Below are 24,571 nucleotides of genomic sequence, written 5' to 3'. Positions count from 1 at the left end.
GGCTGTGCCCAACACCGAGCATCCGAGGCCACGATTGGCCAGCGCCGGACTCGAGGGCAACATTTCCAGGCCGAAACACTGATTGAAACTAACGTCAGTGAATGTTCGGCAGATACACTTCCTGACAGCCCAAGCAGACGATTGATGGTCAAGCCATTCGATACGTGCGCTTGAGCACTTCACGGGCACTCATTTACACGCAGTGATGACGAGAACGCCATGGCCGGGCTGATTCCCCAGAGCTTTATTGACGACCTTCTGAACCGCACCGACATTGTCGATGTTGTCAGCTCGCGCCTGCAATTGAAGAAAGCCGGCAAAAACTACACAGCCTGCTGCCCGTTCCACAAGGAAAAAACCCCGTCATTCAGCGTCAGCCCCGACAAGCAGTTCTACTACTGCTTCGGCTGCGGCGCAGGCGGCAATGCCCTCGGCTTCCTGATGGACCACGACAACCTGGACTTCCCCCAGGCGATCGAGGACTTGGCGAAAGCCGCCGGCATGGAAGTCCCCCGCGAAGAAAGTGGCCGCCCGCATAAACCACGGCAACCCACCGACTCGCCGCTGTACCCGCTGCTGACTGCCGCTGCCGACTTCTACCGTCAGGCCCTTAAAAGCCATCCGCAGCGCAAGGCCGCCGTCGACTACCTGAAGGGACGCGGCCTGACCGGCGAAATCGCCCGCGACTTCGGCCTCGGCTTTGCTCCACCTGGCTGGGACAACCTGTACAAACACCTGAGCAGCGATACCCTGCAGCAAAAAGCCATGATCGACGCCGGCCTCCTGGTTGAGAACGCCGAGACCGGCAAGCGCTACGACCGCTTCCGCGACCGCGTGATGTTCCCGATCCGCGACAGCCGTGGTCGCATCATCGCCTTCGGTGGCCGGGTGCTGGGGGATGACAAACCCAAGTACCTGAACTCCCCGGAAACCCCGGTATTCCACAAGGGCCAGGAACTCTACGGCCTGTTCGAAGCGCGCAAGAACAATCGAAACCTCGATGAAATCATCGTGGTCGAAGGTTATATGGACGTGATCGCCCTGGCCCAACAAGGTTTGCGCAACGCCGTGGCCACCCTCGGCACCGCCACCAGCGAAGAACACTTGAAGCGCCTGTTTCGCGTCGTGCCAAGCGTGCTGTTCTGCTTCGACGGCGACCAGGCCGGCCGCAACGCCGCCTGGCGCGCGCTCGAAGCCACCCTGTCGAGCCTGCAGGATGGGCGCCGCGCGCGCTTTCTGTTCCTGCCCGAAGGAGAAGACCCGGATACCCTGGTGCGTTCCGAAGGCACCGACGCATTTCGCGCCCGCATCAATCAACATGCGCAGCCGTTGGCGGATTATTTCTTCCAGCAACTGACCGAAGAAGCCGACCCACGCTCCCTCGAAGGCAAGGCCCATATGGCCACGCTCGCGGCCCCCTTGATCGACAAGGTTCCAGGCGCGAACCTGCGCACCCTGATGCGCCAACGCCTGTTGGAAATTACAGGGCTGAGTGGCGAAGCCGTCAGCCAGCTGGTACACAGCGCACCGCAGGACGCACCACCTGCCTACGACCCAGGCATGGATTATGACGCCATGCCGGACTATGCCGACTTCCATCAACCCCAGGAGGCGTATGCCCCCCAGCAGGAATGGACGCCGAAGAAGCCCGGTGCCGGCGGCAAGAAATGGGACAAGAAACCCTGGAGCAAAAACGGCAAGCGCGGTGATCGCGATGAGGCCTACGCCCCGCGCACACCGGTCGCCGTAGAAGCGCCCACATTGATTGCCCTGCGCACGCTTATCCACCACCCGCAATTAGCGAGCAAGGTTGAAAGCGCCGACCATTTTGCCAACGCGAGCAATACCTACGCTCAGGTGCTGATCGCACTGATCGAGGCCGTGCAGAAAAATCCTAAGCTAAACTCCATTCAACTGATGGCTCGCTGGCATGGCACAGAGCAGGGTCGTTTGTTGAAGGCACTCGCGGAAAAGGAGTGGCTAATTGACGGCGATAACCTTGAACAACAGTTTTTAGACACCATTACTAGGTTATCCGCGGGCCAGCACACGCAGACCCTCGATGAACTGATCAAGAGAGCAAGACAGCCGGGATTATCGGCTGAAGAGCAAATTCAGATAGCAAAACAGATGCGCGACCTCTTAAAACAGAATGTTTCCGCATCAAACCCGACCTCAGCTGGCGTGTGAGGTCATAGCTCGGGTATAATCCTCGGCTTGTTTTTTGCCCGCCAAGACCTTCAGTGGATAGGGTGTTATGTCCGGAAAAGCGCAACAGCAGTCTCGTATCAAAGAGTTGATCACCCTTGGTCGTGAGCAGAAGTATCTGACTTACGCAGAGGTCAACGATCACCTGCCTGAGGATATTTCAGATCCAGAGCAGGTGGAAGACATCATCCGCATGATTAATGACATGGGGATCCCCGTACACGAGAGTGCTCCGGATGCGGACGCCCTTATGTTGGCCGACGCCGATACCGACGAGGCAGCCGCTGAAGAAGCCGCTGCCGCGTTGGCCGCGGTGGAGACCGACATCGGTCGCACGACTGACCCTGTGCGCATGTATATGCGTGAAATGGGTACCGTCGAGTTGCTGACACGCGAAGGCGAGATCGAAATCGCCAAGCGTATCGAAGAGGGTATCCGTGAAGTGATGGGCGCAATCGCGCACTTCCCTGGCACGGTTGACCACATTCTCTCCGAGTACACTCGCGTCACCACCGAAGGTGGCCGCCTGTCCGACGTCCTGAGCGGTTATATCGACCCGGACGACGGCATCGCGCCGCCTGCTGCCGAAGTACCGCCGCCTGTCGATGCCAAAGCCGCGAAAGCGGACGATGACACCGAAGACGACGATGCCGAAGCCAGCACCGACGACGAAGATGAAGTCGAAAGCGGCCCAGACCCGATCATTGCTGCCCAGCGTTTCGGCGCGGTTTCCGATCAAATGGAAATCACCCGCAAAGCCCTGAAAAAGCACGGTCGCTCCAACAAGCTGGCAATTGCCGAGCTGCTGGCGCTGGCTGAGCTGTTCATGCCGATCAAGCTGGTCCCGAAGCAATTCGAAGGCCTGGTTGAACGCGTTCGTAGCGCCCTTGAGCGTCTGCGTGCACAAGAGCGCGCGATCATGCAGCTCTGTGTCCGTGATGCGCGCATGCCGCGTACCGACTTCCTGCGCCAGTTCCCGGGCCACGAAGTGGACGAAAGCTGGAGCGACGCCCTGGCCAAAGGCAAGGCGAAGTACGCTGAAGCCATTGGCCGCCTGCAGCCGGACATCATCCGTTGCCAGCAGAAGCTGACCGCACTCGAGACCGAAACCGGTCTGACGATTGCCGAGATCAAGGACATCAACCGTCGCATGTCGATCGGTGAGGCCAAGGCCCGCCGCGCGAAGAAAGAGATGGTTGAAGCGAACTTGCGTCTGGTGATCTCCATCGCCAAGAAGTACACCAACCGCGGCCTGCAATTCCTCGATCTGATCCAGGAAGGCAACATCGGCTTGATGAAGGCTGTGGACAAGTTCGAATACCGTCGCGGCTACAAGTTCTCGACTTATGCCACCTGGTGGATCCGTCAGGCGATCACTCGCTCGATCGCCGACCAGGCCCGCACCATCCGTATTCCGGTGCACATGATCGAGACGATCAACAAGCTCAACCGTATTTCCCGGCAGATGCTGCAGGAAATGGGTCGCGAACCGACCCCGGAAGAGCTGGGCGAACGCATGGAAATGCCTGAGGATAAAATCCGCAAGGTATTGAAGATCGCTAAAGAGCCGATCTCCATGGAAACCCCGATCGGTGATGACGAAGACTCCCACCTGGGTGACTTCATCGAAGACTCGACCATGCAGTCGCCAATCGATGTCGCCACTGTTGAGAGCCTTAAGGAAGCGACCCGCGACGTACTGTCCGGCCTCACTGCCCGTGAAGCCAAGGTACTGCGCATGCGTTTCGGCATCGACATGAATACCGACCACACCCTTGAGGAAGTCGGTAAGCAGTTTGACGTGACCCGCGAGCGGATCCGCCAGATCGAAGCCAAGGCGCTGCGCAAGTTGCGCCACCCGACGCGAAGCGAGCATCTGCGCTCCTTCCTCGACGAGTGACACCAGAACCCCCGGCCCAGGCCGGGGGTTTTGCTTTGTGCAGATAAAATCCTGCGCAAATCCCCTCCCCCGCAATGCCCGTCTACACTCGAAACATTCCCCGTGCCATAACGAGACCGTTATGCCCAGATTGCCGACTGTGTTACTGCTGTCGCTGCTGACCTGGACCGCAACGGCTGGCGCGTTGACTCTTAGCGATGATGAGCGTGGCTGGCTGGCGGACCATCAGGAGTTGCGCGTGGGGGTGGACGCCTCCTGGCCACCCTTCGAATACCGTGATGAAGAGGGCCGCTACCAAGGCTTGGCGGCGGACTACGTACGCCTGATCCAGGAACGCCTGGGGGTCAGGATCAAACTGATTGAGCCGGTCAATTGGAGTGCCTTGCTGGAGCAGGCACGCCACAGCCAACTCGACCTGCTGCCGGGCATCATGTCTACCCCCGAACGCCAGGACTTCATGGCATTCACACGCCCTTACCTGGACTTTCCCATTGTCATCCTCGCCCATGAAGGCGGCGCCCGACCACGCAACCTCAATGACCTTTATGGGCTGAAGATTGCCGTGGTGGAAAACTATGCCCCCCATGAACTGCTACGCACCCACCATCCAGACCTCAACCTGATGGCCCTGCCCAATGTCAGTTCGACGCTGCAGGCCTTGGCCACCGACGAAGTCGACGCCGTGGTGGGCGACCTCGCGTCGAGCGTCTGGAGTCTGCGCCAGCTCAAGCTCGATGGCCTGTACGTAAGTGGCGAAACGCCGTACCGCTATCAATTGGCGATGGGCGTACCACGGGACAACAAAATACTGGTGGGTATCCTGGACAAGGTTCTCGCCGACCTCAGCCCCGCTGAAACAGAAGCCATCCAGCAACACTGGGTGGGCAGCCTCACCGACCACCGTACGTTCTGGACCGACCTGCTGATGTACGGCCTGCCCGCCGTGCTGTTGTTGAGCACCGTATTGGCCATCGTCATTCGGATCAATCGCCGGCTGAGTTCGGAAATTTCCCGCCGCGTCGCCCTCGAACAGGAACTGCGCAGCAGCGAATACCATTATCGCGGCCTGGTGGAGAGCCTGTCCGCCATCGCCTGGGAAGCCAGCGTTACCGATTTCACCTACAGCTATGTGTCACCCCACGCCGAGGACCTGCTCGGTTACCCGCGCGCCCATTGGCTGATTCCGGGCTTCTGGCGCAACATCATTCACCCCGCCGACCTCATCCGCGCCGAAGCCTATTGCTACCGGGAAACCCGCGCCAACCGCGACCACAGCATCGACTATCGGGTGATCACGGCGGACGGCCGCTGCCTTTGGGTGCGTGACATTGTGAGCCTGATCGAACACGGCCATGAACCAGTGTTGCGGGGCTTGATGATCGACATCAGCGAAGCCAAACGTACTGAAGAGGCGCTGCAGCTTTCCGAGCAAAAGTTTGCTTCCGTGTTTCAGCAATGCCCCGACATCCTGGTGATCGCGCGACTGTCCGATGGCTGCCTGCTTGAGGTCAACAAAGCATTTGAGGACCAGGTGGGCCTGAAAGCCGCAGAGGTGATCGGAAAAACCGCGACCGCCCTGAATATCTGGGGCATCCCCGGTATCGGCCCCGATCTGTTGAAACGCGTGCAAACCACCAGCATTCGCAACCTGGAAATGCCCTTTCTGCGCAGCAATGGCCAGGCCTTTATCGGGCTGATTTCCGCCGAACCGTTTCAACTCGACACCACTGAAGCCATTGTGGTGGTGGTCCGCGACATCACCCAACTCAAGGAAACCCAGCAACAACTGCAAATCTCCGAAGAGAAATTCGCCAAGGCCTTCCACGCCTCTCCCGATGGCTTGCTGCTGAGCCGCCAGCGGGATGGCCTGCTGATTGAAGTGAACGATGGTTTCAGTCGCATCACCGGCTTCAACAGTACGACATCCCTCGACCAATCGACCCTTGACCTGGGCATCTGGGTCGATCTTAACGAACGCAAGCACATGCTGGAGTTGATGCATCGAGATGGATACGTGCGTGACTTCATCTGCCATATACGCCGCAGCGACGGGCAGATCCGGCTGTGCGAAGTCTCCAGCCGCCCACTGCCAATTGCCGGTGAAGACTGCATGCTCACCATCGCCCGGGACATCACCGAGCGCCAGCTGATGCAGGAAAAACTGCAACAGGCCGCCACGGTATTCGAGAGTACCGCCGAGGGCGTATTGATCACCGACACGCGCCAGAACATCAGCGCCGTCAACCGCGCCTTCAGCGAGATCACCGGCTACAGTGAAGCCGAAGCCCTGGGCCAGACACCGCGCCTGCTCGCCTCCGGCCTGCATGACAGCGCCTTCTACGCCGCCATGTGGCACCAGTTGACGGCCCAAGGTCATTGGCAGGGCGAAATCTCCAACCGCCGCAAGAACGGCGAGTTGTACCCCAGCTGGCTGACCATCAGCGCCGTGCGCAACCGCGACCAGTTGATCACGCATTTTGTCGCGGTGTTTGCCGACATCTCCAGCCTCAAGCTGGCCCAGGCGCGCCTCGACTATCAGGCGCACCACGACCCACTGACCGGCCTGCCGAACCGCACGCTGTTTGAAAGTCGGCTGCAGGCGGCCCTCAACGGCCATCAGGAAACCGGCAAACAAGGCGCGGTGCTGTTTCTCGACCTGGATCGTTTCAAACACATCAATGACAGCCTCGGCCACCCGATCGGCGACCTGCTGCTCAAAGACATCGCCGTACGCCTCAAGGAGCAACTGCGTGACATCGACACCGTCGCGCGCCTGGGCGGCGATGAATTCATCATCCTGCTGCCCGGCCTGCAACACGCCAGCGACGCCGAGCAACTGGCCAATAAGCTGCTGGCCTGCTTCACCCCACCGTTCCAGGCCGGCGAACACGAGTTCTTCATCAGCGCCAGCATCGGCACCAGCCTGTACCCCCAGGACGGTACCGACGTGGCCACCCTGGTCAAGAACGCCGACGCCGCGATGTACCGCTCCAAGGCCAAGGGGCGTAACCGGGTCGAAAGCTATACCCGTGATCTGACTGTACAGGCCAATGAGCGCGTAGCGTTGGAGCACGAATTGCGCCGCGCCATTGAGCGTGATGAATTGAGCCTGTATTACCAACCAAAACTGAGCCTGGCGACCCAGGAACTGATCGGCGCCGAAGCGCTGATTCGCTGGCGGCACCCCATGTTTGGCGAGGTCCCGCCCGAACACTTCATCGCCCTCGCCGAAGAGAACGGCACTATCCTGCAGATTGGAGATTGGGTCCTGGAACAGGCCTGCCTGCAAATGCACACCTGGCAAACCACTTTCGATGACTTTGGCCCCCTATCGGTCAACCTCGCCGGCGCGCAATTGCGCCACCCTGGTTTACTGGCTCGTATCGAACAGTTACTGCGCGACTACAGCCTCGAACCGGGCTGCCTGCAATTGGAGATCACTGAAAACTTCATCATGAGCCAGGCCGAAGAAGCGCTGGCAGTCCTGCACCAACTCAAGCGCCTGGGCGTACAGCTGGCGATCGACGATTTCGGCACCGGCTATTCGTCCCTCAGCTATCTCAAGCGCCTGCCCCTGGATTTCCTGAAGATCGACCAGTCCTTCGTCCGCGGCCTGCCTGACGACCCCCACGACGCCGCCATCGTGCGCGCCATCATCGCCCTGGGCCACAGCATGCAATTCACCATCATCGCAGAAGGCGTGGAGAACCCCGCGCAGCAAGCCTTCCTGGCTGCTGAAGGCTGCGAACAGATGCAGGGCTACATCGTCAGCCTGCCGCTACCGCCCGAGCTTTTTGCGACGACCTTCCTTCGCAGGAGCATTGAGGATTTTTCGGATAGCACAGTGGAGAAACCATCGTTATAATCCGCGACCTACTGAGGGCCTATAGCTCAGTTGGTCAGAGCAGAGGACTCATAATCCTTTGGTCCACGGTTCAAGTCCGTGTGGGCCCACCAATTCGAAAGCCGCGCATTGCGCGGCTTTTGCATATCTGGAAGATTGTAATATGGCTCCCCTCACTGCCCATACTGGAGCCCCCCTTGGCCGTCCTCGATGAAATCGATCGTCAATTGATCGCCGCCCTGCAGATCAACGCCCGCGAAAGCGTGGCCATGCTTGCCCGGCAGTTGGGCATTGCGCGCACCACGGTGACGTCGCGCCTTGCGCGCCTGGAGAAAACCCAGGTGATCACCGGTTATGGTGTGCGCCTGGGTCAACGCGTGGTAGATGGGGGCTTGCAGGCCTATGTGGGGATCACCGTGCAACCGCGCTCGGGCAAAGAAGTGCTGCGCAGGCTGAGCGCCATGGCTCAGGTTCAACAACTGTGCGCGGTCAGCGGCGAGTTCGATTACGTGGCCTGGTTGCGTACCGACTCGCCGGAGCAGCTCGATCAATTGCTGGACCAGATCGGCAGTGTCGATGGCGTGGAGAAAACCACCACATCGATCATCCTCAGTAACAAATTGGATCGCGGCCAACCAATCTGACCACCAATCCCGTCACTATGACTAAAAACAATCCAATCCGACGACACTTTGCGTCTTATTAACGAACGCAACGCTCCCTAAACTGGCTGCCATCTTTTCCTATACTCAGCGGGTCACTTCCCGCCGAGTCGTCAGCAAGGGCCCGCCATGAGCATTCCGTCCAGCACCATCAGCAAGACCCATCGCCACCCTGCCGACGGTAAAAAACCCATCACCATCTTTGGCCCGGATTTCCCGTTCGCCTTCGATGACTGGATCGAACACCCCGCCGGACTCGGCAGTATCCCCGCCGCCCATCATGGTGCTGAAGTGGCCATCGTCGGCGCCGGTATCGCCGGGCTGGTCGCCGCCTACGAGCTGATGAAGCTGGGCCTCAAGCCCGTAGTGTATGAGGCCTCGAAGATGGGCGGGCGTTTGCGTTCCCAGGCCTTCGAAGGCGCCGAAGGCATCATCGCCGAGTTGGGTGGGATGCGTTTTCCGGTGTCATCTACCGCGTTCTATCACTATGTCGACAAGCTGGGCCTGGAAACCAAACCCTTCCCCAACCCGCTGACGCCGGCTTCCGGCAGTACGGTGATCGATCTGGAAGGCCAGACCCACTACGCACAAAAGCTGTCCGACCTGCCTGCGCTGTTCCAGGAAGTGGCTGACGCCTGGGCCGACGCCCTGGAAGCCGGCTCGCAGTTCGGCGATATCCAGCAAGCCATCCGCGACCGTGATGTGCCGCGCCTCAAAGCGCTGTGGAACAAGCTAGTGCCCTTGTGGGACGACCGCACCTTCTACGACTTCGTAGCGACCTCCAAGGCTTTCGCACAGTTATCGTTCCACCACCGCGAGGTGTTTGGCCAGGTCGGTTTCGGTACCGGTGGCTGGGACTCGGATTTCCCCAACTCCATGCTGGAAATATTCCGCGTTGTCATGACCAACTGTGACGATCACCAGCACCTGGTGGTCGGCGGCGTTGCCCAGGTGCCGATGGGCATCTGGCGCCATGTGCCGGAACGATGCGCCCACTGGCCCGCCGGTACCAGCCTGAGCTCGCTGCACCGCGGTGCACCGAGGGCCGGGGTTAAACGCATTGCCCATGCTGCCGATGGCCGTTTCGCGGTGACCGACAATTACGGCGATACCCGCGAATACGCGGCCGTGCTCACCACCTGCCAAAGCTGGCTGCTGACCACCCAGATCGAGTGCGATGAAACACTGTTCTCGCAAAAGATGTGGATGGCCCTCGACCGCACGCGCTACATGCAATCGTCAAAGACCTTCGTGATGGTCGACCACCCGTTCTGGAAAGACAAAGACCCGGAGACCGGCCGCGACCTGATGAGCATGACCCTCACCGATCGCCTGACCCGTGGCACTTACCTATTCGACAATGGCGACGACAAACCAGGGGTGATTTGCCTGTCGTACTCGTGGATGAGCGACGCGCTGAAAATGCTCCCGCAGCCCATCGACAAGCGGGTGAAACTGGCGCTGGACGCCTTGAACAAGATCTACCCGAAAGTCGACATCAAGGCGCGCATCATCGGCGACCCGATCACCGTATCCTGGGAAGCCGACCCGCATTTCCTCGGGGCCTTCAAAGGCGCGTTGCCGGGTCACTACCGCTACAACCAGCGTATGTATGCGCACTTCATGCAGAAGGACATGCCTGCCGAACAGCGTGGGATTTTTATCGCCGGTGACGACGTGTCCTGGACCCCGGCGTGGGTGGAGGGTGCGGTACAAACCTCGCTGAACGCGGTATGGGGCATCATGACCCACTTTGGTGGCAGCACTCACCCCGAGAACCCAGGGCCGGGTGATGTGTTCGATGAGATCGGGCCGATTGCCCTGGCCGATTAAGGAGTTACGCCATGCGTGTCGCCCTGTACCAATGCCCGCCGCTACCGCTGGATGTAGCCGGGAACCTCAAGCGCCTGCACCAGCTCGCGCATGAAGCGACCGATGCCGATGTGCTGGTGCTGCCGGAGATGTTCCTCACCGGTTACAACATCGGCGCCGAAGCCGTAGGTGCATTGGCCGAAGCGCAGGATGGGGAGTCTGCGCAAGCCATTGCCGAAATCGCACAAAACGCCGGGCGGGCCATTCTGTACGGCTATCCGGAGCGGGCCGAAGACGGGCAGATCTACAACGCCGTGCAGTTGATCGACGCCCACGGCCAGCGCCAGTGCAACTACCGCAAGACCCATCTGTTCGGGGATCTGGATCACTCGATGTTCAGTGCCGGCGACGATGATTTCCCGCTGGTGGAACTCAACGGATGGAAGTTGGGGTTCCTGATCTGCTATGACCTGGAGTTCCCGGAAAACACCCGACGCCTGGCCCTGGCCGGTGCCGAGCTGATCCTGGTGCCCACCGCCAATATGGTGCCGTTCGACTTTGTCGCCGATGTCACCGTGCGGGCGCGGGCCTTCGAGAACCAGTGCTACGTGGCCTACGCCAATTACTGCGGGCACGAAGGCGATATCCAGTATTGCGGGCAAAGCAGCATTGCCGCACCGGATGGCCAGCGAATTGCCCTGGCGGGCCTGGATGAAGCCTTGATTGTCGGGACAGTGGACCGGCAATCGATCCTCGACGCCCGCGCCGCCAACCATTACCTGCAAGACCGGCGTCCCGAGCTTTACGGCCCGCTGTACAAGCCCTGACTGAATGGGTTTGTTAGCATAGGCACTTGCCCCGTTCTGGAAGTGCCCATGCCCGCCCCGGCCCACCTTTATCCCGTTCACCTGACCCAGGCCAATGGCCTGCGGGTTTCCCTGCGCCATGCACCGCGCTTAAAACGTTGCGCGGCGGCGCTGCGGGTGGCTGCCGGTAGCCACGACGTGCCGTTGGCCTGGCCGGGGCTGGCGCATTTTCTTGAGCATTTGTTGTTTCTGGGAACCGAGCGATTTCCTGCAGGCGAAGGGCTGATGGCCTACGTGCAGCGCCACGGCGGCCAAGTGAATGCAAGCACCCGCGAGCGCACCACGGACTTCTTCTTTGAACTACCGGTTTCAGTCTTTGCCCACGGGCTGGAGCGGCTGGCGGACATGCTGACCCATCCGCGCCTGACTCTGGAAGATCAACTGCGCGAGCGCGAAGTGCTGCACGCCGAGTACGTCGCCTGGTCCCAGGATGCCAAGGCACAGCAGCAGGTGGCGCTGCTCGAAGGCTTGGCAGCGGATCATCCGCTGCGCGGTTTTCACGCGGGCAACCGTGACAGCCTGCCGGTGGAGCGCGAGGAATTTCAAAAGGCACTCAGGGAATTCCACGGACATTTCTATCAAAGCGGGCAGATGACCTTGAGCCTCGCCGGCCCGCAGACGCTGGATGAGCTGGAAGCCCTGGCGCAGCGTTTCAGCGCGCCACTGATCGCTGGCCCCTTGCATCCGCAGGCCTCACCACCGGTCTTGATGCAAGGCCAGGCTTGGCGCTATCAACACATCGACAACAACCACCTGCACCACATCATCACCTGTGACGCGCCCCGTGAAGCCCTGGATTTCCTCTGCACCTGGCTCAATGCCTCTGCGCCGGGCGGGCTGCTCGCCGAGTTGAAAACCCTACACTTGGCCAGCGCCCTGCAGGCATCGGTGCTGTACCACTTCGCCGGACAAGCCGTGCTGGACATCGACTTTACACTCGATAACAAGGACGAACCGACCACACCCATTGAGGCGCTGCTGCACGACTGGCTGAGCTTTTTCGCACACAGTGATTGGACGCCACTGCGCGAAGAGTTCGCCCTGCTGAACGCTCGCCAACAACAGGTCCAGGGCGCCCTGGCATTGGCTCGAAATGACAGCGAAGACCTCAGCGAACAGGGCGCCGCTGCGCTCAAGGCCCTGCTTGATTCACTGCAATTGCCGCCCGCCGAACACCGTTGGCAACTGCCCCCGAACAACCCGTTCCTGCGCCCACCGGTCAAAGAAGAACGCGCCGGCCTGATCCGTGGCCAAACCAGCGCTCACCGAGGCTTGCGCACGTTTGCCCAGGATCGTTCACGGGGGCGAAGGGACGTATCGGCGCTGACCTTCAGCCAGGCCTTGGCGGATGACGGCGATGAAGGCGCGCTGTACGTGCAGTGGCGCTTCGACGCGCCAGCGCCTGCCGGGCTGGAAAACACCTTGCAGCCATTGCGTGAGCATGCGCGCCAGGCGGGCGTCGAATTATCGTTCGAAGCCACCGGCCATGATTGGCTGGTGAAGATGACCGGGCTGCACGAGCCGATGCCGGCCGTGCTGGAGGCGTTGGCGCAGCGCCTGAACCTGCCGCAGGAAACTGCCCCGGCACCTGCGCCCATGATCGCTATCCGGGAACTGCTCCAGGCCCTGCCCACGTGCTGCGCCACCGGCCGTGCCGACGCCAGCGAACAGCCTGGATCCTGGGCCACTGCGCGCTGGCACGGCCTGGGGCTGAGTCTGCCCGCCGCATGTGAAACGTTGATAAAGGCAGCCGCCGCCCGTCTGCCTGGGCAACCTGCACACTTCGAACCTTCTCTTCAACACCTCGGCGGTCAACGTGGGTGGCATACGGTTAAAACTCACTCAACCGAAGCCGCCGTGCTGCTGTTTTGCCCGGCACCCAGCCAATCCCTGGCCGATGAAGCCTCATGGCGGCTGCTTGGGCACCTGCTCCAAGGGCCGTTCTACCAACGCCTGAGGGTCGAGTTGCAATTGGGCTACGCCGTATTCAGCGGTGTCCGACAGATCAACGGGCAAACCGGCCTGCTGTTGGGTGTGCAATCACCCAGCGTTTCACTGGCAGGTATCGTCGATCACCTGCAAACCTTCCTGAAACACCTACCGTTGTTGATCGACGGCACCGATGACGTGGGCAATCACGCCTTGGCACAGCAGTTCTGCGCTGCGACGTTACCGATCACCCAAAGCGCCGAACTGCTTTGGCACGCGCGCCTGGCGGGCCATCCGTCGGATTACCTGTACCGGCTTCAACAGCTGATCCAGGCCCGCACACGGGAGGACCTGCAACACGCGGCCCAACAGCTGCAGGATGCGACCGGCGGCTGGCGCTGCATCGCCAACGGCCCGCCTGTCGACGAGAGCTGGCAACCAGCGAGCTGATCATTGCCAACCCTGCAACAGGCTTTTTCCACCAAGACAGCGCTAACTTGAAAAGAATTGCGTAACATTCCCACGCACACATCTGAACATCTCCGACTGGAGGTGGACTATATGTATTACTTGGTAGTAAACGTCCCATCCCTTCGTAGGAGTAAGAATATGACCTGGTCCAAACCTGCTTACACTGATCTGCGCATCGGCTTCGAAGTCACCATGTACTTCGCCAGCCGCTAAGCCGCTGGGTAATACAACGCCTCGGTTCGCCCGGGGCGTTTTTGTTTTGAGCTTTGCTTGATGGAGCGGCCATGTTTGTCCAGATTCTAGGTTCCGCCGCTGGCGGCGGCTTCCCGCAGTGGAACTGCAACTGCGTGAACTGCGCAGGTTTTCGTGACGGCAGCCTGCGGGCGCAGGCGCGGACCCAGTCGTCCATCGCCATTTCCGACGATGGCGTGAACTGGGTACTGTGCAATGCCTCGCCGGATATCCGCGCGCAACTCCAGGGTTTTGCGCCGATGCAGCCAGGCCGCGCACTGCGCGACACCGGCATCAGTGCCATCATCCTGATGGACAGCCAGATCGACCACACCACCGGCCTGTTGAGCCTGCGCGAAGGTTGCCCGCACCAGGTGTGGTGCACCGACATGGTCCATGAAGACCTGAGCACCGGCTTCCCGCTGTTCACCATGCTCACCCACTGGAACGGCGGCCTGGCCTGGAACCGCATCGAACTGGATGCCAGCTTCGCTATCCCGGCCTGCCCCAACCTGCGCTTCACCCCGCTGCCACTGCGCAGCGCTGCCCCGCCCTACTCGCCGCACCGCTTCGACCCGCACCCAGGCGATAACATCGGCCTGATCGTCGAAGACCTGCGCACCGGCGGCAAACTGTTCTACGCCCCGGGCCTGGGCAAGGTCGACGCGCCGTTGCTGGAGATCATGGCCGGCAGCGATTGCCTGCTGGTGGACGGTACGATGTGGGACGACGATGAAATGCAGCGCCGTGGCGTCGGCACCCGCACCGGCCGTGAGATGGGCCACCTCGCGCAAAATGGCCCCGGCGGCATGCTCGAAGTGCTGGAGCAGTTGCCCAAGCAGCGCAAGGTGCTTATCCACATCAACAACACCAACCCGATCCTCGATGAAGATTCTCCCGAGCGCGCGGAACTGGTGCGGCGCAATGTCGAAGTCGCTTACGACGGCATGAGCATTGAATTGTAGGAGCAGACGACATGACTGACACACCATTGAGCACCGCCGAGTTCGAAGCCACCTTGCGGGCCAAAGGCGCCTTCTACCATATCCATCACCCGTACCATGTGGCGATGTATGAAGGCCGTGCCACCCGCGAGCAGATCCAGGGCTGGGTCGCCAACCGTTTCTATTACCAGGTGAACATCCCGCTGAAAGACGCGGCGATCCTGGCCAACTGCCCGGACCGCGAGATCCGTCGCGAGTGGATCCAGCGCCTGCTCGACCACGATGGCGCACCGGGTGAGGACGGCGGCATCGAAGCCTGGTTGCGCTTGGGCCAGGCGGTCGGCCTCGACCCCGACCAGTTGCGCTCCCAGGAACTGGTGCTGCCCGGCGTACGCTTTGCGGTAGACGCCTACGTCAACTTTGCGCGCCGCGCCAGCTGGCAGGAAGCCGCCAGCAGCTCGCTCACCGAGCTGTTCGCGCCGCAGATCCATCAGTCGCGCCTCGACAGCTGGCCGCAGCACTACCCGTGGATCGACCCCACCGGATACGAGTATTTCCGCACGCGCCTGGGCCAGGCGCGGCGCGATGTGGAGCATGGGCTGGCAATCACCTTGCAGCACTACACCACCCGTGAAGGCCAGGAGCGCATGCTGGAAATTCTCCAGTTCAAACTCGACATCCTGTGGAGCATGCTGGATGCCATGAGCATGGCCTACGAACTGAAACGCCCGCCGTATCACAGCGTGACCGAGCAGCGGGTGTGGCATAAAGGGATCACCCTATGAGCTTCGATCGCAGCAGAAAACCGACCTGGCGCCAGGGCTACCGCTACCAGTACGAACCCGCGCAAAAAGGCCATGTGTTGCTCTACCCCGAAGGCATGATCAAGCTCAACGAAAGCGCCGCGCTGATTGGAGGCCTGATTGACGGTGAGCGCGACGTGGCGGCGATCATTGCCGCGCTCGAAGAACAGTTCCCCGGCGTACCTGAGCTGGGTGACGACATCGAGCAATTCATGGAGGTCGCCCGTGCTGAGCACTGGATCACCCTTGCCTGAGAAACCCGCCATCGGCCTGCCGCTGTGGTTGCTCGCCGAGCTGACCTACCGCTGCCCGTTGCAATGCCCGTATTGCTCCAACCCGCTGGACTTTGCCGAGCAGGGCAAGGAGCTGAGCACCGAGCAGTGGGTCAAGGTATTTCGCGAGGCCCGCGAGATGGGCGCGGCGCAACTGGGGTTTTCCGGCGGTGAGCCGCTGGTGCGCCAGGACCTCGCCGAGTTGATCGCCGAGGCGCGCAAGCTGGGGTTCTACACCAACCTGATCACCTCGGGCATCGGCCTGACCGAGCAGAAGATCAGCGACTTCAAGAAAGCCGGCCTGGACCATATCCAGATCAGCTTCCAGGCCAGCGACGAACAGGTGAACAACCTGCTGGCCGGTTCGAAAAAAGCCTTCGCGCAAAAGCTGGAAATGGCCCGCGCAGTGAAGGCGCATGGCTACCCGATGGTGCTGAACTTCGTCACCCATCGGCACAATATCGACAAGATCGACCGCATCATCGAGCTGTGTATTGCGCTGGAAGCGGATTTTGTCGAGCTTGCCACCTGCCAGTTCTATGGCTGGGCGCAACTCAATCGCGTGGGTTTATTGCCGACGAAGGAACAACTGGTGCGCGCCGAACGCATCACCAACGAATACCGCGCCAAGCTCGAAGCCGAAGGCCATCCGTGCAAGCTGATCTTCGTGACACCGGACTACTACGAGGAGCGCCCGAAGGCCTGTATGAACGGCTGGGGCAGTATCTTTCTGACCGTGACGCCAGACGGCACCGCCCTGCCCTGCCACGGCGCCCGACAGATGCCCGTGCAGTTTCCCAATGTGCGCGACCACAGCATGCAGCACATTTGGTACGACTCTTTCGGGTTCAACCGCTTTCGCGGCTACGACTGGATGCCCGAGCCGTGTCGTTCGTGCGATGAAAAGGAAAAGGATTTCGGTGGCTGCCGTTGCCAGGCCTTCATGCTCACGGGGGATGCGAGCAATGCCGACCCGGTGTGCAGCAAGTCCGAGCAGCACGGCATCATCCTCAAGGCGCGGGAAGAAGCCGAGCACGCTACCCAGACCATCGAGCAACTGGCCTTTCGAAATGAGCGCAATTCACGGCTCATCGCAAAAGGCTGACGGGCTCAGCGCTTGGCGATGATGTACACGGCGTGAATGATGCCTGGGAAGTAACCGCACAAGGTCAGCAGAATATTCAGCCAGAACGCGCCGGCGAAACCCACTTGCAGGAACACACCCAGTGGCGGCAGCAGAATGGCGATGATGATACGAATGATGTCCATGGGTCAGCTCCAGAAAATCGGCTCGTGTGAGCCGTGTAGCTAATCGACCTTGGGCGTTCGTGAGGGTTCAGTGGGATCTGGCACCGGGCCATCCTTCAGGCCAGGATTTCTAACCCATGCTTTTGCACGATGCTAAGAAGTTTGAGCGCCATGCCGCTGGGTTGCTTCTCGCCAGACTCCCATTTCTTCACCGTGGAGGCGCTGGTATTCAGGTAACGAGCAAACACCGGTTGGCTGACATGGCTACTTTCACGTAGCTGCTTGATCTGTTCGGCAGGGATTTGTTCCGGGACGGCGGAGAAGCACGCTTCGTCGTATTCACGAAGGGTAGTTTTACTAATGGCACCGATGGAATAAAGCGCTTTGGCGGATTGGTGAATGGACTCCAGCGCTTCACTTTCATATTTTTTGGTCATGATGTATCTCCACAAACTCCCTGAGATCCAAGAGCTGCTGGATCTGCGTTTCGTTTAAGCCTTCATAAACTTTTGCCATCGCCCGAAACCAAGCCAAATCTTTCTGACTGATATTGCTTTGGTCTTGCTTGGCGAACAGCAACTGATAAACCCAGTATTGCCTGCCCTTGGCCAACACTATGGAGCGATGCCTATTCTGGTTGAGGCGCTTTTTCCAAACACCGCCTCCCAGATTATCTGCCTGCCCCCTCAGCAATTGGCCAAATGCCTCCCTCAACTCCGAATCGTAGATCCAGGACTTGCTGGCCGCATCAGCAAACTGCCGTGTTTTAAATAACCTAAGCCTCATGGATATCCCTTCCCACAAACATACCACCCAGTGGTATAGATTAGAAGTGGAGCAACCCGTGCTCCGTCGACAGTCCTTATCGACGCACGCTAAAAAGCCATTGTTTTCACAGGCGATCAATCAACGCTTTCAATCCAAAAATTTCACACGCAAAAAAACGCCCCCAGCCGAAAAAATCAGGCTGGAGGCGCCGCGTATACCGCGAGACGGTTCAGGAATGTGGGTTAAACGGCGATGCCCTTGCGGCATTGCAACTGGGCGGTGCGCACCCGGGAAAAAGCGCGGGCCAGGCGCAGGAGCATTTCGTCGATGTTGCTTTTGCTCACCGTAAGCGCCGGGGTGAAGCGCAGGCAGTCAGGTTGCGGGGCGTTGAGGATCAGGCCTTCGTGCAGGGCGGCTTTTACCACTGCATCTGCAGAATCATCCGACAACGTCAGGCCCCACATCAGGCCGTGGCCGCGCAATGGGCCCTGGTCGTAGCGGTAGGCCAGTCGGGCAAGGCCTTCGCCCAGGTAAAGGCCGGATTCACGTACGTGTTCCAGGAAGCCGTGCTCCAGCACCGTATCGAGTACCGCCAGCCCGGCCGATGCCATCAATGCGTTGCCATGATGGGTACCTTCCAGCTCACCCACGTCGAAGCAACAGGCGTTGCCGCGCGCCAGCAGCGCAGCCAACGGCACGCCGCCGCCCAGGCCTTTGCCGAGGGTGATGATGTCGGCTCGCACACCGTATTGCTGTTCGGCAAGCAAGGTGCCGCAACGGCCGAGGCCGGTTTGCACTTCGTCGAGGATCAGCAGGATCCCCAGTTCGCGGCACAGCCGTTCAACCCCCTTGAGGTAATGTTCCGTCGCGGGGATCACACCGGCTTCGCTCTGGACCGGCTCCAGCAGGATGGCGACTGTCTGTGCATCGACCGCAGCATGCAGGGCCGGAAGGTCGTTGAAGGGCACATGGCTGAAGCCGGGCAATTGCGGTTCAAAGCGGTTTTCCAGATTGCCGGCCGACGCCGCCAGTGCGGCGAAACTGCGCCCATGGCAACCATTGCTCGCGCTGATAATGCGGTAGGCCCCGCCGCGATGCAGTTGGCCCCACTTGCGCGCCAGCTTGATCGCCGCTTCGCAGGCCTCTGCGCCACTGTTGAGCAGGTAGGCCTGGTCGCTGCCGGTACGATGGCACAGGCGGTCGACAAGATTGAGTTGAGCGCGGTTATGCAGACCCAGGCCTGGATTGATCAGGGCCTGGGTCTGGTCGGCAAGGGCTTTGATCAAGACCTGCGGGCTGTGGCCGAGGCTGTTGGCAGCGTTGCCCTGGCTGAAATCCAGGTAGGCACGGTCGTCGCTGTCCCACAGCCAGGAGCCCTGACCACGCACGAAAACCTGAGGCGGCCTCGCCACGGTGGGCATCAGCGCCTCGCTGGACAGCGTATCGGGTGAAGCCTCCAGCACCAGGTCGTCCAGGCTGGGCACGGGGCGACGCATATTGAAGAGATTCACAGCTTGTCCCCAGTGGCAACCGGACCTTGGTCGGTTTTCCCTGCAATCACTGTCTGCGGGTGTGTTGCCTTGCCTATGTAAACGCCATCAACATAAACGCTGTTCATTGCCCGATCCGGCCCTGTAAGCCCTGCGAATAGGCGCTAGACTAGGCGCCTCGGGGGCTACCGGCCATTTCGATTTTCCAGCTTTTTCGATAAGTAAGCCTTATGGATTTTAAGCAACTGCGTTATTTCGTCGCGGTGTATGAAGAAGGCCATGTGGGCCGTGCCGCTGAACGCCTGTCGATCTCCCAGCCGGCGCTCTCACAACAGATCCGCCAGTTGGAGCGCAACCTCGATGTAAGCCTGTTCGAACGCAGCAGCAAACGCCTGCTGCCCACCCTGGCCGCCCATACCCTGTACAACCATGCCTTGCCGCTGATCGATGGCATGCAGCAAGCCGTCGAAGCCTTGCGTAACTTCAAGGGCCAGGCCATGTGCACCCTGGCCATCGGCGTGTTGCAAACCGTGCACACCAGCCTGGTCCCGCAAATGCTCGAGCGCGTGCGCAAGGCCCAGCCGCACCTGGTGGTGCAGATCTACGAATTGACCGGGATCGAGATTGAACGGCGGTTGCTTAACGGCTCGCTGGACATCGGCATCAGCTATCTGCCGCCACGCCAGCCGGGGCTGCACGGCGTGTTGTTGTACGAAGATGAATTGAAGGTAGTCATCCCCGAGGACCATCCCCTGCGCGAATTCAAGAAAGTCTCGCTGAAACAGGCCGCCGAACTGCCGATGTTGTTGCTGGGGGAAGAGTTCCAGGTTCGACAGATCTGGCAGGGTCAGTTATCCAACCTCGGACGCCGGCCGCAGGTACAGGCGGAGTTGAATACCATGGTGGGGATTCTCGACAGCTTGCCTAACACCAAATTGGCCACGGTGCTGCCGGGACGCTCCCAGGACGAACACAACAGCCAGTCGCTGCTCTGGAAGCCCTTGAGTGAACCCAGGGTGCCACTAAAGGTAGGTTTGGTGTGTCGCGATGTACAGCGCCAGCAGGCAACCATGGCGCTGCTGCGCACCTTGCTGGAAGACGTGATGAATGCGCCGCAGGCCCTGCCCTGAAATTCGGCGCCTGACTTTTTCGCAGGCAAAAGAAAACCCCGCCGAAGCGGGGCTTTGCAGACTGTTTCCCTGACATCCATTTCACTCCGCCATCCTGGCAGAATCCTACGTGTCCGTGTTGTTGCTTTGCGCTTCCTGCGCGACGTCCATGTGAAGTAGATTATCCGTGGATCCAATTTGGCGATAGAGGACGATTAGCAGTACGTCATGTAAGAGAATGCTTACACGCCCTCCAAGCCCTTAGAACAGTGCCTCATCCAGCAAAAACAAGGATTCGCTACCGGCTTTTACCGACGCACTCAGCGAGTGAATACGTGGCAACAGACGCGCAAAGTAGAAGCGCGCGGTGCCCAGTTTGCTGGCGTAGAAGTCTTCCTCAGCCTCCTTGCCCAACGCGGCCTTGGCCATGCGTGCCCACATATAGGCGTAGGCCATGTAACCAAATGCATGCAAATACTCCACCGAGGCTGCGCCGATCTCGTTCGGGTTGGTCTTGGCGCGATCCAGCACCCAGGCGGTCAATTCGTCCAGGTTATCCACCGCTGCGCTCAACGGTTGGCTGAACTCAGCCAGTTCAGGCCCCGCCGAGGCGATGAACTGGCGAATCTCGTCGGCGAACAAGGTGTAGAACGCACCGCCGCTACCGACGATCTTGCGCCCCATCAAATCCAGTGCCTGGATGCCGTTGGTGCCTTCGTAGATCTGCGTGATGCGTACATCACGCACCAGTTGCTCCTGGCCCCATTCGCGAATGTAACCGTGGCCGCCAAACACTTGCTGGCCGAGCACGGTGGTTTCCAGGCCCAGGTCGCTGAGGAACGCCTTGGCGACCGGAGTCAACAAGGCCACCAGGTTATCGGCCCGCTCACGGGCAGCGGCATCTTCACTGAACTTGGCGATGTCCAGCTGCGTCGCCACATAGGTGGAGAACGCGCGACCGCCTTCGTTGGCGGCTTTCATGGTCAACAGCATACGGCGCACATCGGGGTGGACGATGATCGGGTCGGCCACTTTGTCTTTGGCCTGGGCACCGGTCGGCGCACGGCTTTGCAGGCGGTCGCGGGCATATTCAATCGCGTTCTGGTAGGAGCGCTCGCCGGACGCCAGGCCCTGGATACCCACGCCAAGGCGCTCGTAGTTCATCATGGTGAACATCGCCGCCAACCCACGGTTGGGTTCGCCCACCAGGTAACCCACGGCTTCATCGAAGTTCATCACGCAGGTGGCGGATGCCTGGATACCCATCTTGTGTTCGATGGAGCCACAGCTCACCGGGTTGCGCGCACCCAGGCTGCCGTCGGCATTGACCATGAACTTCGGCACCAGGAACAGCGAAATCCCCTTGGGACCGGCCGGTGCGTCCGGCAGTTTGGCCAGTACCAGGTGAATGATGTTCTCGGTGAGGTCGTGTTCACCGCCAGTGATAAAGATCTTGGTCCCGCTGATCCTGTAGGAACCGTCTGCCTGCGGCTCGGCCTTGGTGCGGATAATCCCCAGGTCGGTACCGGCGTGTGCTTCCGTCAGGCACATGGAGCCGGCCCATTCGCCGGAATACATCTTCGGCAGGTAGATGGCCTTGAGTTCCTCGCTGGCGTGGGTGTTGATCGACACGCAGGCGCCGGAGGTCAGCATCGGGTACAGGCCGAACGCCAGGCTTGACGAGTTGATCATCTCCTCGACCTGGGCCGATACCGCCTTGGGCATGCCCATGCCGCCAAACACGGGGTCGCCGCCTACGCCGACCCAGCCACCTTCAGCGTAGGTCTTGTAGGCCTGTGGATAACCCTCCGGAGTAAACACCGCGGTGTTATCCCAACGGCAGCCCTGTTCATCGCCGCCGCGGCTGAGCGGGGCGATGGATTTGGCGGTGACCTTGCCGGCTTCTTCGAGGATGGCCTCTACGGTTTCGGCGTCAACGCTGTCTGCCAATGCCGGCAATTGGGCCCAAGTGGTGGCGACCTCAAAGACTTCGTTGAGGACGAAGCGCATATCACGCAGCGGCGCTTTGTAATCAGCCATGGCAAACCTCGTGAGAACGTGAAAAGTGATTCGATAGGATCGGTTTTACAGGCTCCGAGTGTACCCGAACAACTTTTCAGACACATAGGGTCCACTTGTGACTGATTGGTATTTTTAAGTCATCACAACGCAAACGACTCCGCAGGCAGACTCATCAGGCATTCGCTGCCCGCTTCCACGGCGGCGCGATGGGTTGCGGTACGTGGCAGCAGGCGCTTGAAGTAGAAGTCGCAGGTCGCCAGCTTGGCCTTGGCGAAGTCAGTGTCATCGTGCGCCAGCGCTGCAATGGCCATCCGCAGCCACAGGTAGGCGAGGATGATGTAACCGCTGTACATCAAGTAATCCACCGCCGCTGCGCCCACCTCATCCGGGTTTTTCATCGCGGCCATACCGACCTGGGCGGTCAGCTCGCCCCATTCCTGATTCAGTTGATTAAGCTGCACCACATAGCCCTTGAGCTGCGCATGTTCGGCATTCGCCGCGCAAAACTTATGCACGATTTTGGTAAAGCCGCGCAGCAGCTTGCCCTGGCTGCCCAACACCTTGCGCCCCAGCAGGTCGAGGGCCTGGATGCCGTTGGTGCCTTCGTAGATCGGCGCAATCCGCGCATCGCGCGCCAGTTGTTCCATGCCCCACTCACGAATGTAGCCATGGCCGCCGAATATCTGCATGCCGTGGTTGGTCACCTCCAGCCCGGTGTCGGTCATAAAGGCTTTGCAGATGGGAGTGAGGAACGCCAACAGGTCTTCGGCTTCCTGACGCTGGCCAGCGTCGCTGCTCAGGTGCGCGGTATCGAGCAACTGCGCAGTGAAATAGGTGAGTGCGCGGTTACCTTCGTTGAAGGCTTTCATGGTCAGCAGCATACGGCGCACATCGGGGTGCACGATGATCGGGTCGGCGGCTTTCTCCGGGGCCTTGGCGCCGGTCAGCGCGCGCATTTGCAGGCGGTCGTTGGCGTACTTGATCGCGCCCTGGAAGCTCGCCTCGCCATTGCACAGGCCCTGCATACCGGTGCCCAGGCGGGCGTGGTTCATCATGGTGAACATGCAGTTGAGGCCTTTGTTCGCCTCGCCAATCAAAAAGCCCTTGGCGCCGTCGAAGTTGAGCACGCACGTGGCCGAGGCCTTGATGCCCATCTTGTGCTCGATAGAGCCGCAGTGCACCGCATTGCGCTCAGCCGAATCCACATGGAACTTGGGCACGATAAACAACGAGATACCCTTGGTGCCCGCCGGCGCATCCGGCAGCTTGGCCAGCACCAGATGGATGATATTGGCGCTCATGTCGTGCTCACCGGCCGAGATGAAGATCTTGCTGCCGGTGATCGCGTAGCTGCCATCCGCCTGGGGCACGGCACGGGTCTTGATCAGGCCCAGGTCGGTGCCGCAATGGGCTTCGGTCAGGCACATGGTGCCGGTCCATTCGCCTGCGGTGAGTTTGCTCAGGAACGTGGCCTTCTGCTCTTCGGTGCCGTGGGCGTGGATCGCCGACATCGCGCCGTGGGTCAGGCCCGGATACATGCCCCATGAGGTATTACTGGAGCCGATCATCTCGCTGAGCACCAGGCCCAACGATTGCGGCAGGCCCTGGCCACCGTAGGCCGGGTCTGCCGCCACCCCGTGCCAGCCGCCCTCGACGTACTGGGCGAAGGCTTCCTTGAAGCCCTTGGGCGTGGTCACCACGCCGTTGTCGAAATGGCAGCCCTCTTCATCACCACTGCGGTTGAGTGGCGAAAGCACGTTCTCGCAGAATTTGGCGCCTTCTTCGAGGATTGCACTGACCATGTCCGGGCTGGCATCCGTGGCGCCCAGGGCAGCGTAGTGGCCGTGGAAATCAAATACGTTGTCGATCAGAAAGCGCATGTCGCGCAGGGGAGCTTTGTACTCAGGCATGGCGATGTCTCCGGCGGCAGATCCTTTCAACCTACTGCCGGCCAGCGCCTCGGACAATCATTGTAGAACCGCTGAATACAGC

At 60.4% G+C, this 24,571-nt stretch carries 19 protein-coding genes and 1 tRNA gene; 14 read left to right on the top strand and 6 right to left on the bottom strand.

Annotated features, from left to right (window positions below):
- Window positions 1–219: 219 nt before the first annotated feature.
- From dnaG to pqqE, 13 genes are all read left to right on the top strand, one after another.
- Window positions 220–2,190: a DNA primase gene (gene dnaG, locus AC07OP_RS17870; RefSeq protein WP_027605924.1), complete on the top strand. Its 1,971-nt coding sequence runs from the start codon at window positions 220–222 to the stop codon at window positions 2,188–2,190.
- A gap of 67 nt (window positions 2,191–2,257) precedes the next feature.
- Window positions 2,258–4,108, top strand: coding sequence for an RNA polymerase sigma factor RpoD (gene rpoD / locus AC07OP_RS17865; protein ID WP_027605925.1), 1,851 nt, complete (start codon window positions 2,258–2,260; stop codon window positions 4,106–4,108).
- A 121-nt stretch (window positions 4,109–4,229) separates the two neighbouring features.
- Window positions 4,230–7,973 (top strand): EAL domain-containing protein, encoded by a 3,744-nt coding sequence (locus AC07OP_RS17860; RefSeq protein WP_495101964.1) that lies wholly within the window; start codon window positions 4,230–4,232, stop codon window positions 7,971–7,973.
- A gap of 15 nt (window positions 7,974–7,988) precedes the next feature.
- Window positions 7,989–8,065: transfer RNA gene (locus AC07OP_RS17855), tRNA-Ile, on the top strand.
- Between the two features lie 84 nt (window positions 8,066–8,149).
- Window positions 8,150–8,596, top strand: coding sequence for an Lrp/AsnC family transcriptional regulator (locus tag AC07OP_RS17850; RefSeq protein WP_281113598.1), 447 nt, complete (start codon window positions 8,150–8,152; stop codon window positions 8,594–8,596).
- Window positions 8,597–8,764: 168 nt separating this feature from the next.
- Window positions 8,765–10,447 carry a flavin monoamine oxidase family protein gene (locus AC07OP_RS17845; protein WP_495102046.1) on the top strand — a complete coding sequence of 561 codons (1,683 nt, stop codon included), beginning with the start codon at window positions 8,765–8,767 and terminating at the stop codon, window positions 10,445–10,447.
- A gap of 11 nt (window positions 10,448–10,458) precedes the next feature.
- Window positions 10,459–11,253: a carbon-nitrogen hydrolase family protein gene (locus AC07OP_RS17840; RefSeq protein WP_495101965.1), complete on the top strand. Its 795-nt coding sequence runs from the start codon at window positions 10,459–10,461 to the stop codon at window positions 11,251–11,253.
- Between the two features lie 48 nt (window positions 11,254–11,301).
- A complete protein-coding gene (pqqF, locus tag AC07OP_RS17835; protein ID WP_495101966.1) occupies window positions 11,302–13,671 on the top strand; it encodes a pyrroloquinoline quinone biosynthesis protein PqqF in 2,370 nt (789 codons plus the stop codon).
- A gap of 159 nt (window positions 13,672–13,830) precedes the next feature.
- A complete protein-coding gene (gene pqqA, locus AC07OP_RS17830; RefSeq protein ID WP_003194766.1) occupies window positions 13,831–13,905 on the top strand; it encodes a pyrroloquinoline quinone precursor peptide PqqA in 75 nt (24 codons plus the stop codon).
- A gap of 71 nt (window positions 13,906–13,976) precedes the next feature.
- On the top strand, window positions 13,977–14,888 hold the full coding sequence (pqqB, locus tag AC07OP_RS17825) for a pyrroloquinoline quinone biosynthesis protein PqqB (protein WP_141156153.1): 912 nt from the start codon (window positions 13,977–13,979) through the stop codon (window positions 14,886–14,888).
- An 11-nt stretch (window positions 14,889–14,899) separates the two neighbouring features.
- Window positions 14,900–15,652 (top strand): pyrroloquinoline-quinone synthase PqqC, encoded by a 753-nt coding sequence (pqqC, locus tag AC07OP_RS17820; RefSeq protein ID WP_495101967.1) that lies wholly within the window; start codon window positions 14,900–14,902, stop codon window positions 15,650–15,652.
- A complete protein-coding gene (gene pqqD / locus AC07OP_RS17815; RefSeq protein WP_495101968.1) occupies window positions 15,649–15,924 on the top strand; it encodes a pyrroloquinoline quinone biosynthesis peptide chaperone PqqD in 276 nt (91 codons plus the stop codon). The genes pqqC and pqqD overlap by 4 nt, the downstream gene beginning before the upstream one ends.
- Complete coding sequence (gene pqqE / locus AC07OP_RS17810) at window positions 15,917–17,047, top strand: pyrroloquinoline quinone biosynthesis protein PqqE (RefSeq protein ID WP_051429358.1); 1,131 nt, start codon at window positions 15,917–15,919, stop codon at window positions 17,045–17,047. The genes pqqD and pqqE overlap by 8 nt, the downstream gene beginning before the upstream one ends.
- Before the next feature lie 5 nt (window positions 17,048–17,052).
- Here pqqE and AC07OP_RS17805 read toward each other — a convergent pair whose 3' ends face one another.
- The 4 genes from AC07OP_RS17805 to AC07OP_RS17790 all read right to left on the bottom strand — a co-directional run bounded on the left by AC07OP_RS17805 (window position 17,053) and on the right by AC07OP_RS17790 (window position 19,469).
- The gene (locus AC07OP_RS17805) at window positions 17,053–17,211 is read right to left on the bottom strand and encodes a YqaE/Pmp3 family membrane protein (RefSeq protein WP_010207008.1); all 159 of its coding nucleotides are present in this window, start codon (window positions 17,209–17,211) and stop codon (window positions 17,053–17,055) included.
- 95 nt (window positions 17,212–17,306) lie between these two features.
- A complete protein-coding gene (locus tag AC07OP_RS17800; RefSeq protein ID WP_495101969.1) occupies window positions 17,307–17,627 on the bottom strand; it encodes a helix-turn-helix domain-containing protein in 321 nt (106 codons plus the stop codon).
- Complete coding sequence (locus AC07OP_RS17795) at window positions 17,611–17,976, bottom strand: type II toxin-antitoxin system RelE/ParE family toxin (protein ID WP_065938221.1); 366 nt, start codon at window positions 17,974–17,976, stop codon at window positions 17,611–17,613. The genes AC07OP_RS17800 and AC07OP_RS17795 overlap by 17 nt, the downstream gene beginning before the upstream one ends.
- Window positions 17,977–18,200: 224 nt before the next feature.
- On the bottom strand, window positions 18,201–19,469 hold the full coding sequence (locus tag AC07OP_RS17790; RefSeq protein WP_495101970.1) for an aspartate aminotransferase family protein: 1,269 nt from the start codon (window positions 19,467–19,469) through the stop codon (window positions 18,201–18,203).
- A 209-nt stretch (window positions 19,470–19,678) separates the two neighbouring features.
- On the opposite strand from AC07OP_RS17790, the gene AC07OP_RS17785 reads away from it, so the two are divergent.
- Window positions 19,679–20,578, top strand: a complete 900-nt coding sequence (locus AC07OP_RS17785) for a LysR family transcriptional regulator (RefSeq protein ID WP_495101971.1) — start codon at window positions 19,679–19,681, stop codon at window positions 20,576–20,578.
- A gap of 240 nt (window positions 20,579–20,818) precedes the next feature.
- Here the strand turns inward: AC07OP_RS17785 and AC07OP_RS17780 are convergent, their stop codons facing one another.
- A complete protein-coding gene (locus tag AC07OP_RS17780; RefSeq protein ID WP_495101972.1) occupies window positions 20,819–22,597 on the bottom strand; it encodes an acyl-CoA dehydrogenase C-terminal domain-containing protein in 1,779 nt (592 codons plus the stop codon).
- Window positions 22,598–22,719: 122 nt separating this feature from the next.
- Window positions 22,720–24,489 (bottom strand): acyl-CoA dehydrogenase C-terminal domain-containing protein, encoded by a 1,770-nt coding sequence (locus tag AC07OP_RS17775; RefSeq protein WP_495101973.1) that lies wholly within the window; start codon window positions 24,487–24,489, stop codon window positions 22,720–22,722.
- Window positions 24,490–24,571: the final 82 nt, after the last annotated feature.

The sequence above is a fragment of the Pseudomonas sp. GW821-FHT09D08 genome (assembly GCF_059416305.1).
The sequence above is the reverse complement of the archived record's forward strand: the minus strand, read 5'-3'. Positions and strand labels throughout refer to the sequence as shown.

What these genes read in the sequence shown, in the direction of transcription:
- AC07OP_RS17840 (WP_495101965.1), top strand. Translation starts at nt 10,459, where the DNA reads ATGCGTGTCGCCCTGTACCAATGCCCGCCGCTACCGCTGGATGTAGCC.
- pqqD (WP_495101968.1), top strand. Translation starts at nt 15,649, where the DNA reads ATGAGCTTCGATCGCAGCAGAAAACCGACCTGGCGCCAGGGCTACCGC.
- pqqC (WP_495101967.1), top strand. Translation starts at nt 14,900, where the DNA reads ATGACTGACACACCATTGAGCACCGCCGAGTTCGAAGCCACCTTGCGG.
- AC07OP_RS17800 (WP_495101969.1), bottom strand. Translation starts at nt 17,627, where the DNA reads ATGACCAAAAAATATGAAAGTGAAGCGCTGGAGTCCATTCACCAATCC.
- AC07OP_RS17785 (WP_495101971.1), top strand. Translation starts at nt 19,679, where the DNA reads ATGGATTTTAAGCAACTGCGTTATTTCGTCGCGGTGTATGAAGAAGGC.
- pqqB (WP_141156153.1), top strand. Translation starts at nt 13,977, where the DNA reads ATGTTTGTCCAGATTCTAGGTTCCGCCGCTGGCGGCGGCTTCCCGCAG.
- dnaG (WP_027605924.1), top strand. Translation starts at nt 220, where the DNA reads ATGGCCGGGCTGATTCCCCAGAGCTTTATTGACGACCTTCTGAACCGC.
- AC07OP_RS17780 (WP_495101972.1), bottom strand. Translation starts at nt 22,597, where the DNA reads ATGGCTGATTACAAAGCGCCGCTGCGTGATATGCGCTTCGTCCTCAAC.
- rpoD (WP_027605925.1), top strand. Translation starts at nt 2,258, where the DNA reads ATGTCCGGAAAAGCGCAACAGCAGTCTCGTATCAAAGAGTTGATCACC.
- AC07OP_RS17775 (WP_495101973.1), bottom strand. Translation starts at nt 24,489, where the DNA reads ATGCCTGAGTACAAAGCTCCCCTGCGCGACATGCGCTTTCTGATCGAC.
- pqqF (WP_495101966.1), top strand. Translation starts at nt 11,302, where the DNA reads ATGCCCGCCCCGGCCCACCTTTATCCCGTTCACCTGACCCAGGCCAAT.
- AC07OP_RS17860 (WP_495101964.1), top strand. Translation starts at nt 4,230, where the DNA reads ATGCCCAGATTGCCGACTGTGTTACTGCTGTCGCTGCTGACCTGGACC.
- AC07OP_RS17795 (WP_065938221.1), bottom strand. Translation starts at nt 17,976, where the DNA reads ATGAGGCTTAGGTTATTTAAAACACGGCAGTTTGCTGATGCGGCCAGC.
- AC07OP_RS17805 (WP_010207008.1), bottom strand. Translation starts at nt 17,211, where the DNA reads ATGGACATCATTCGTATCATCATCGCCATTCTGCTGCCGCCACTGGGT.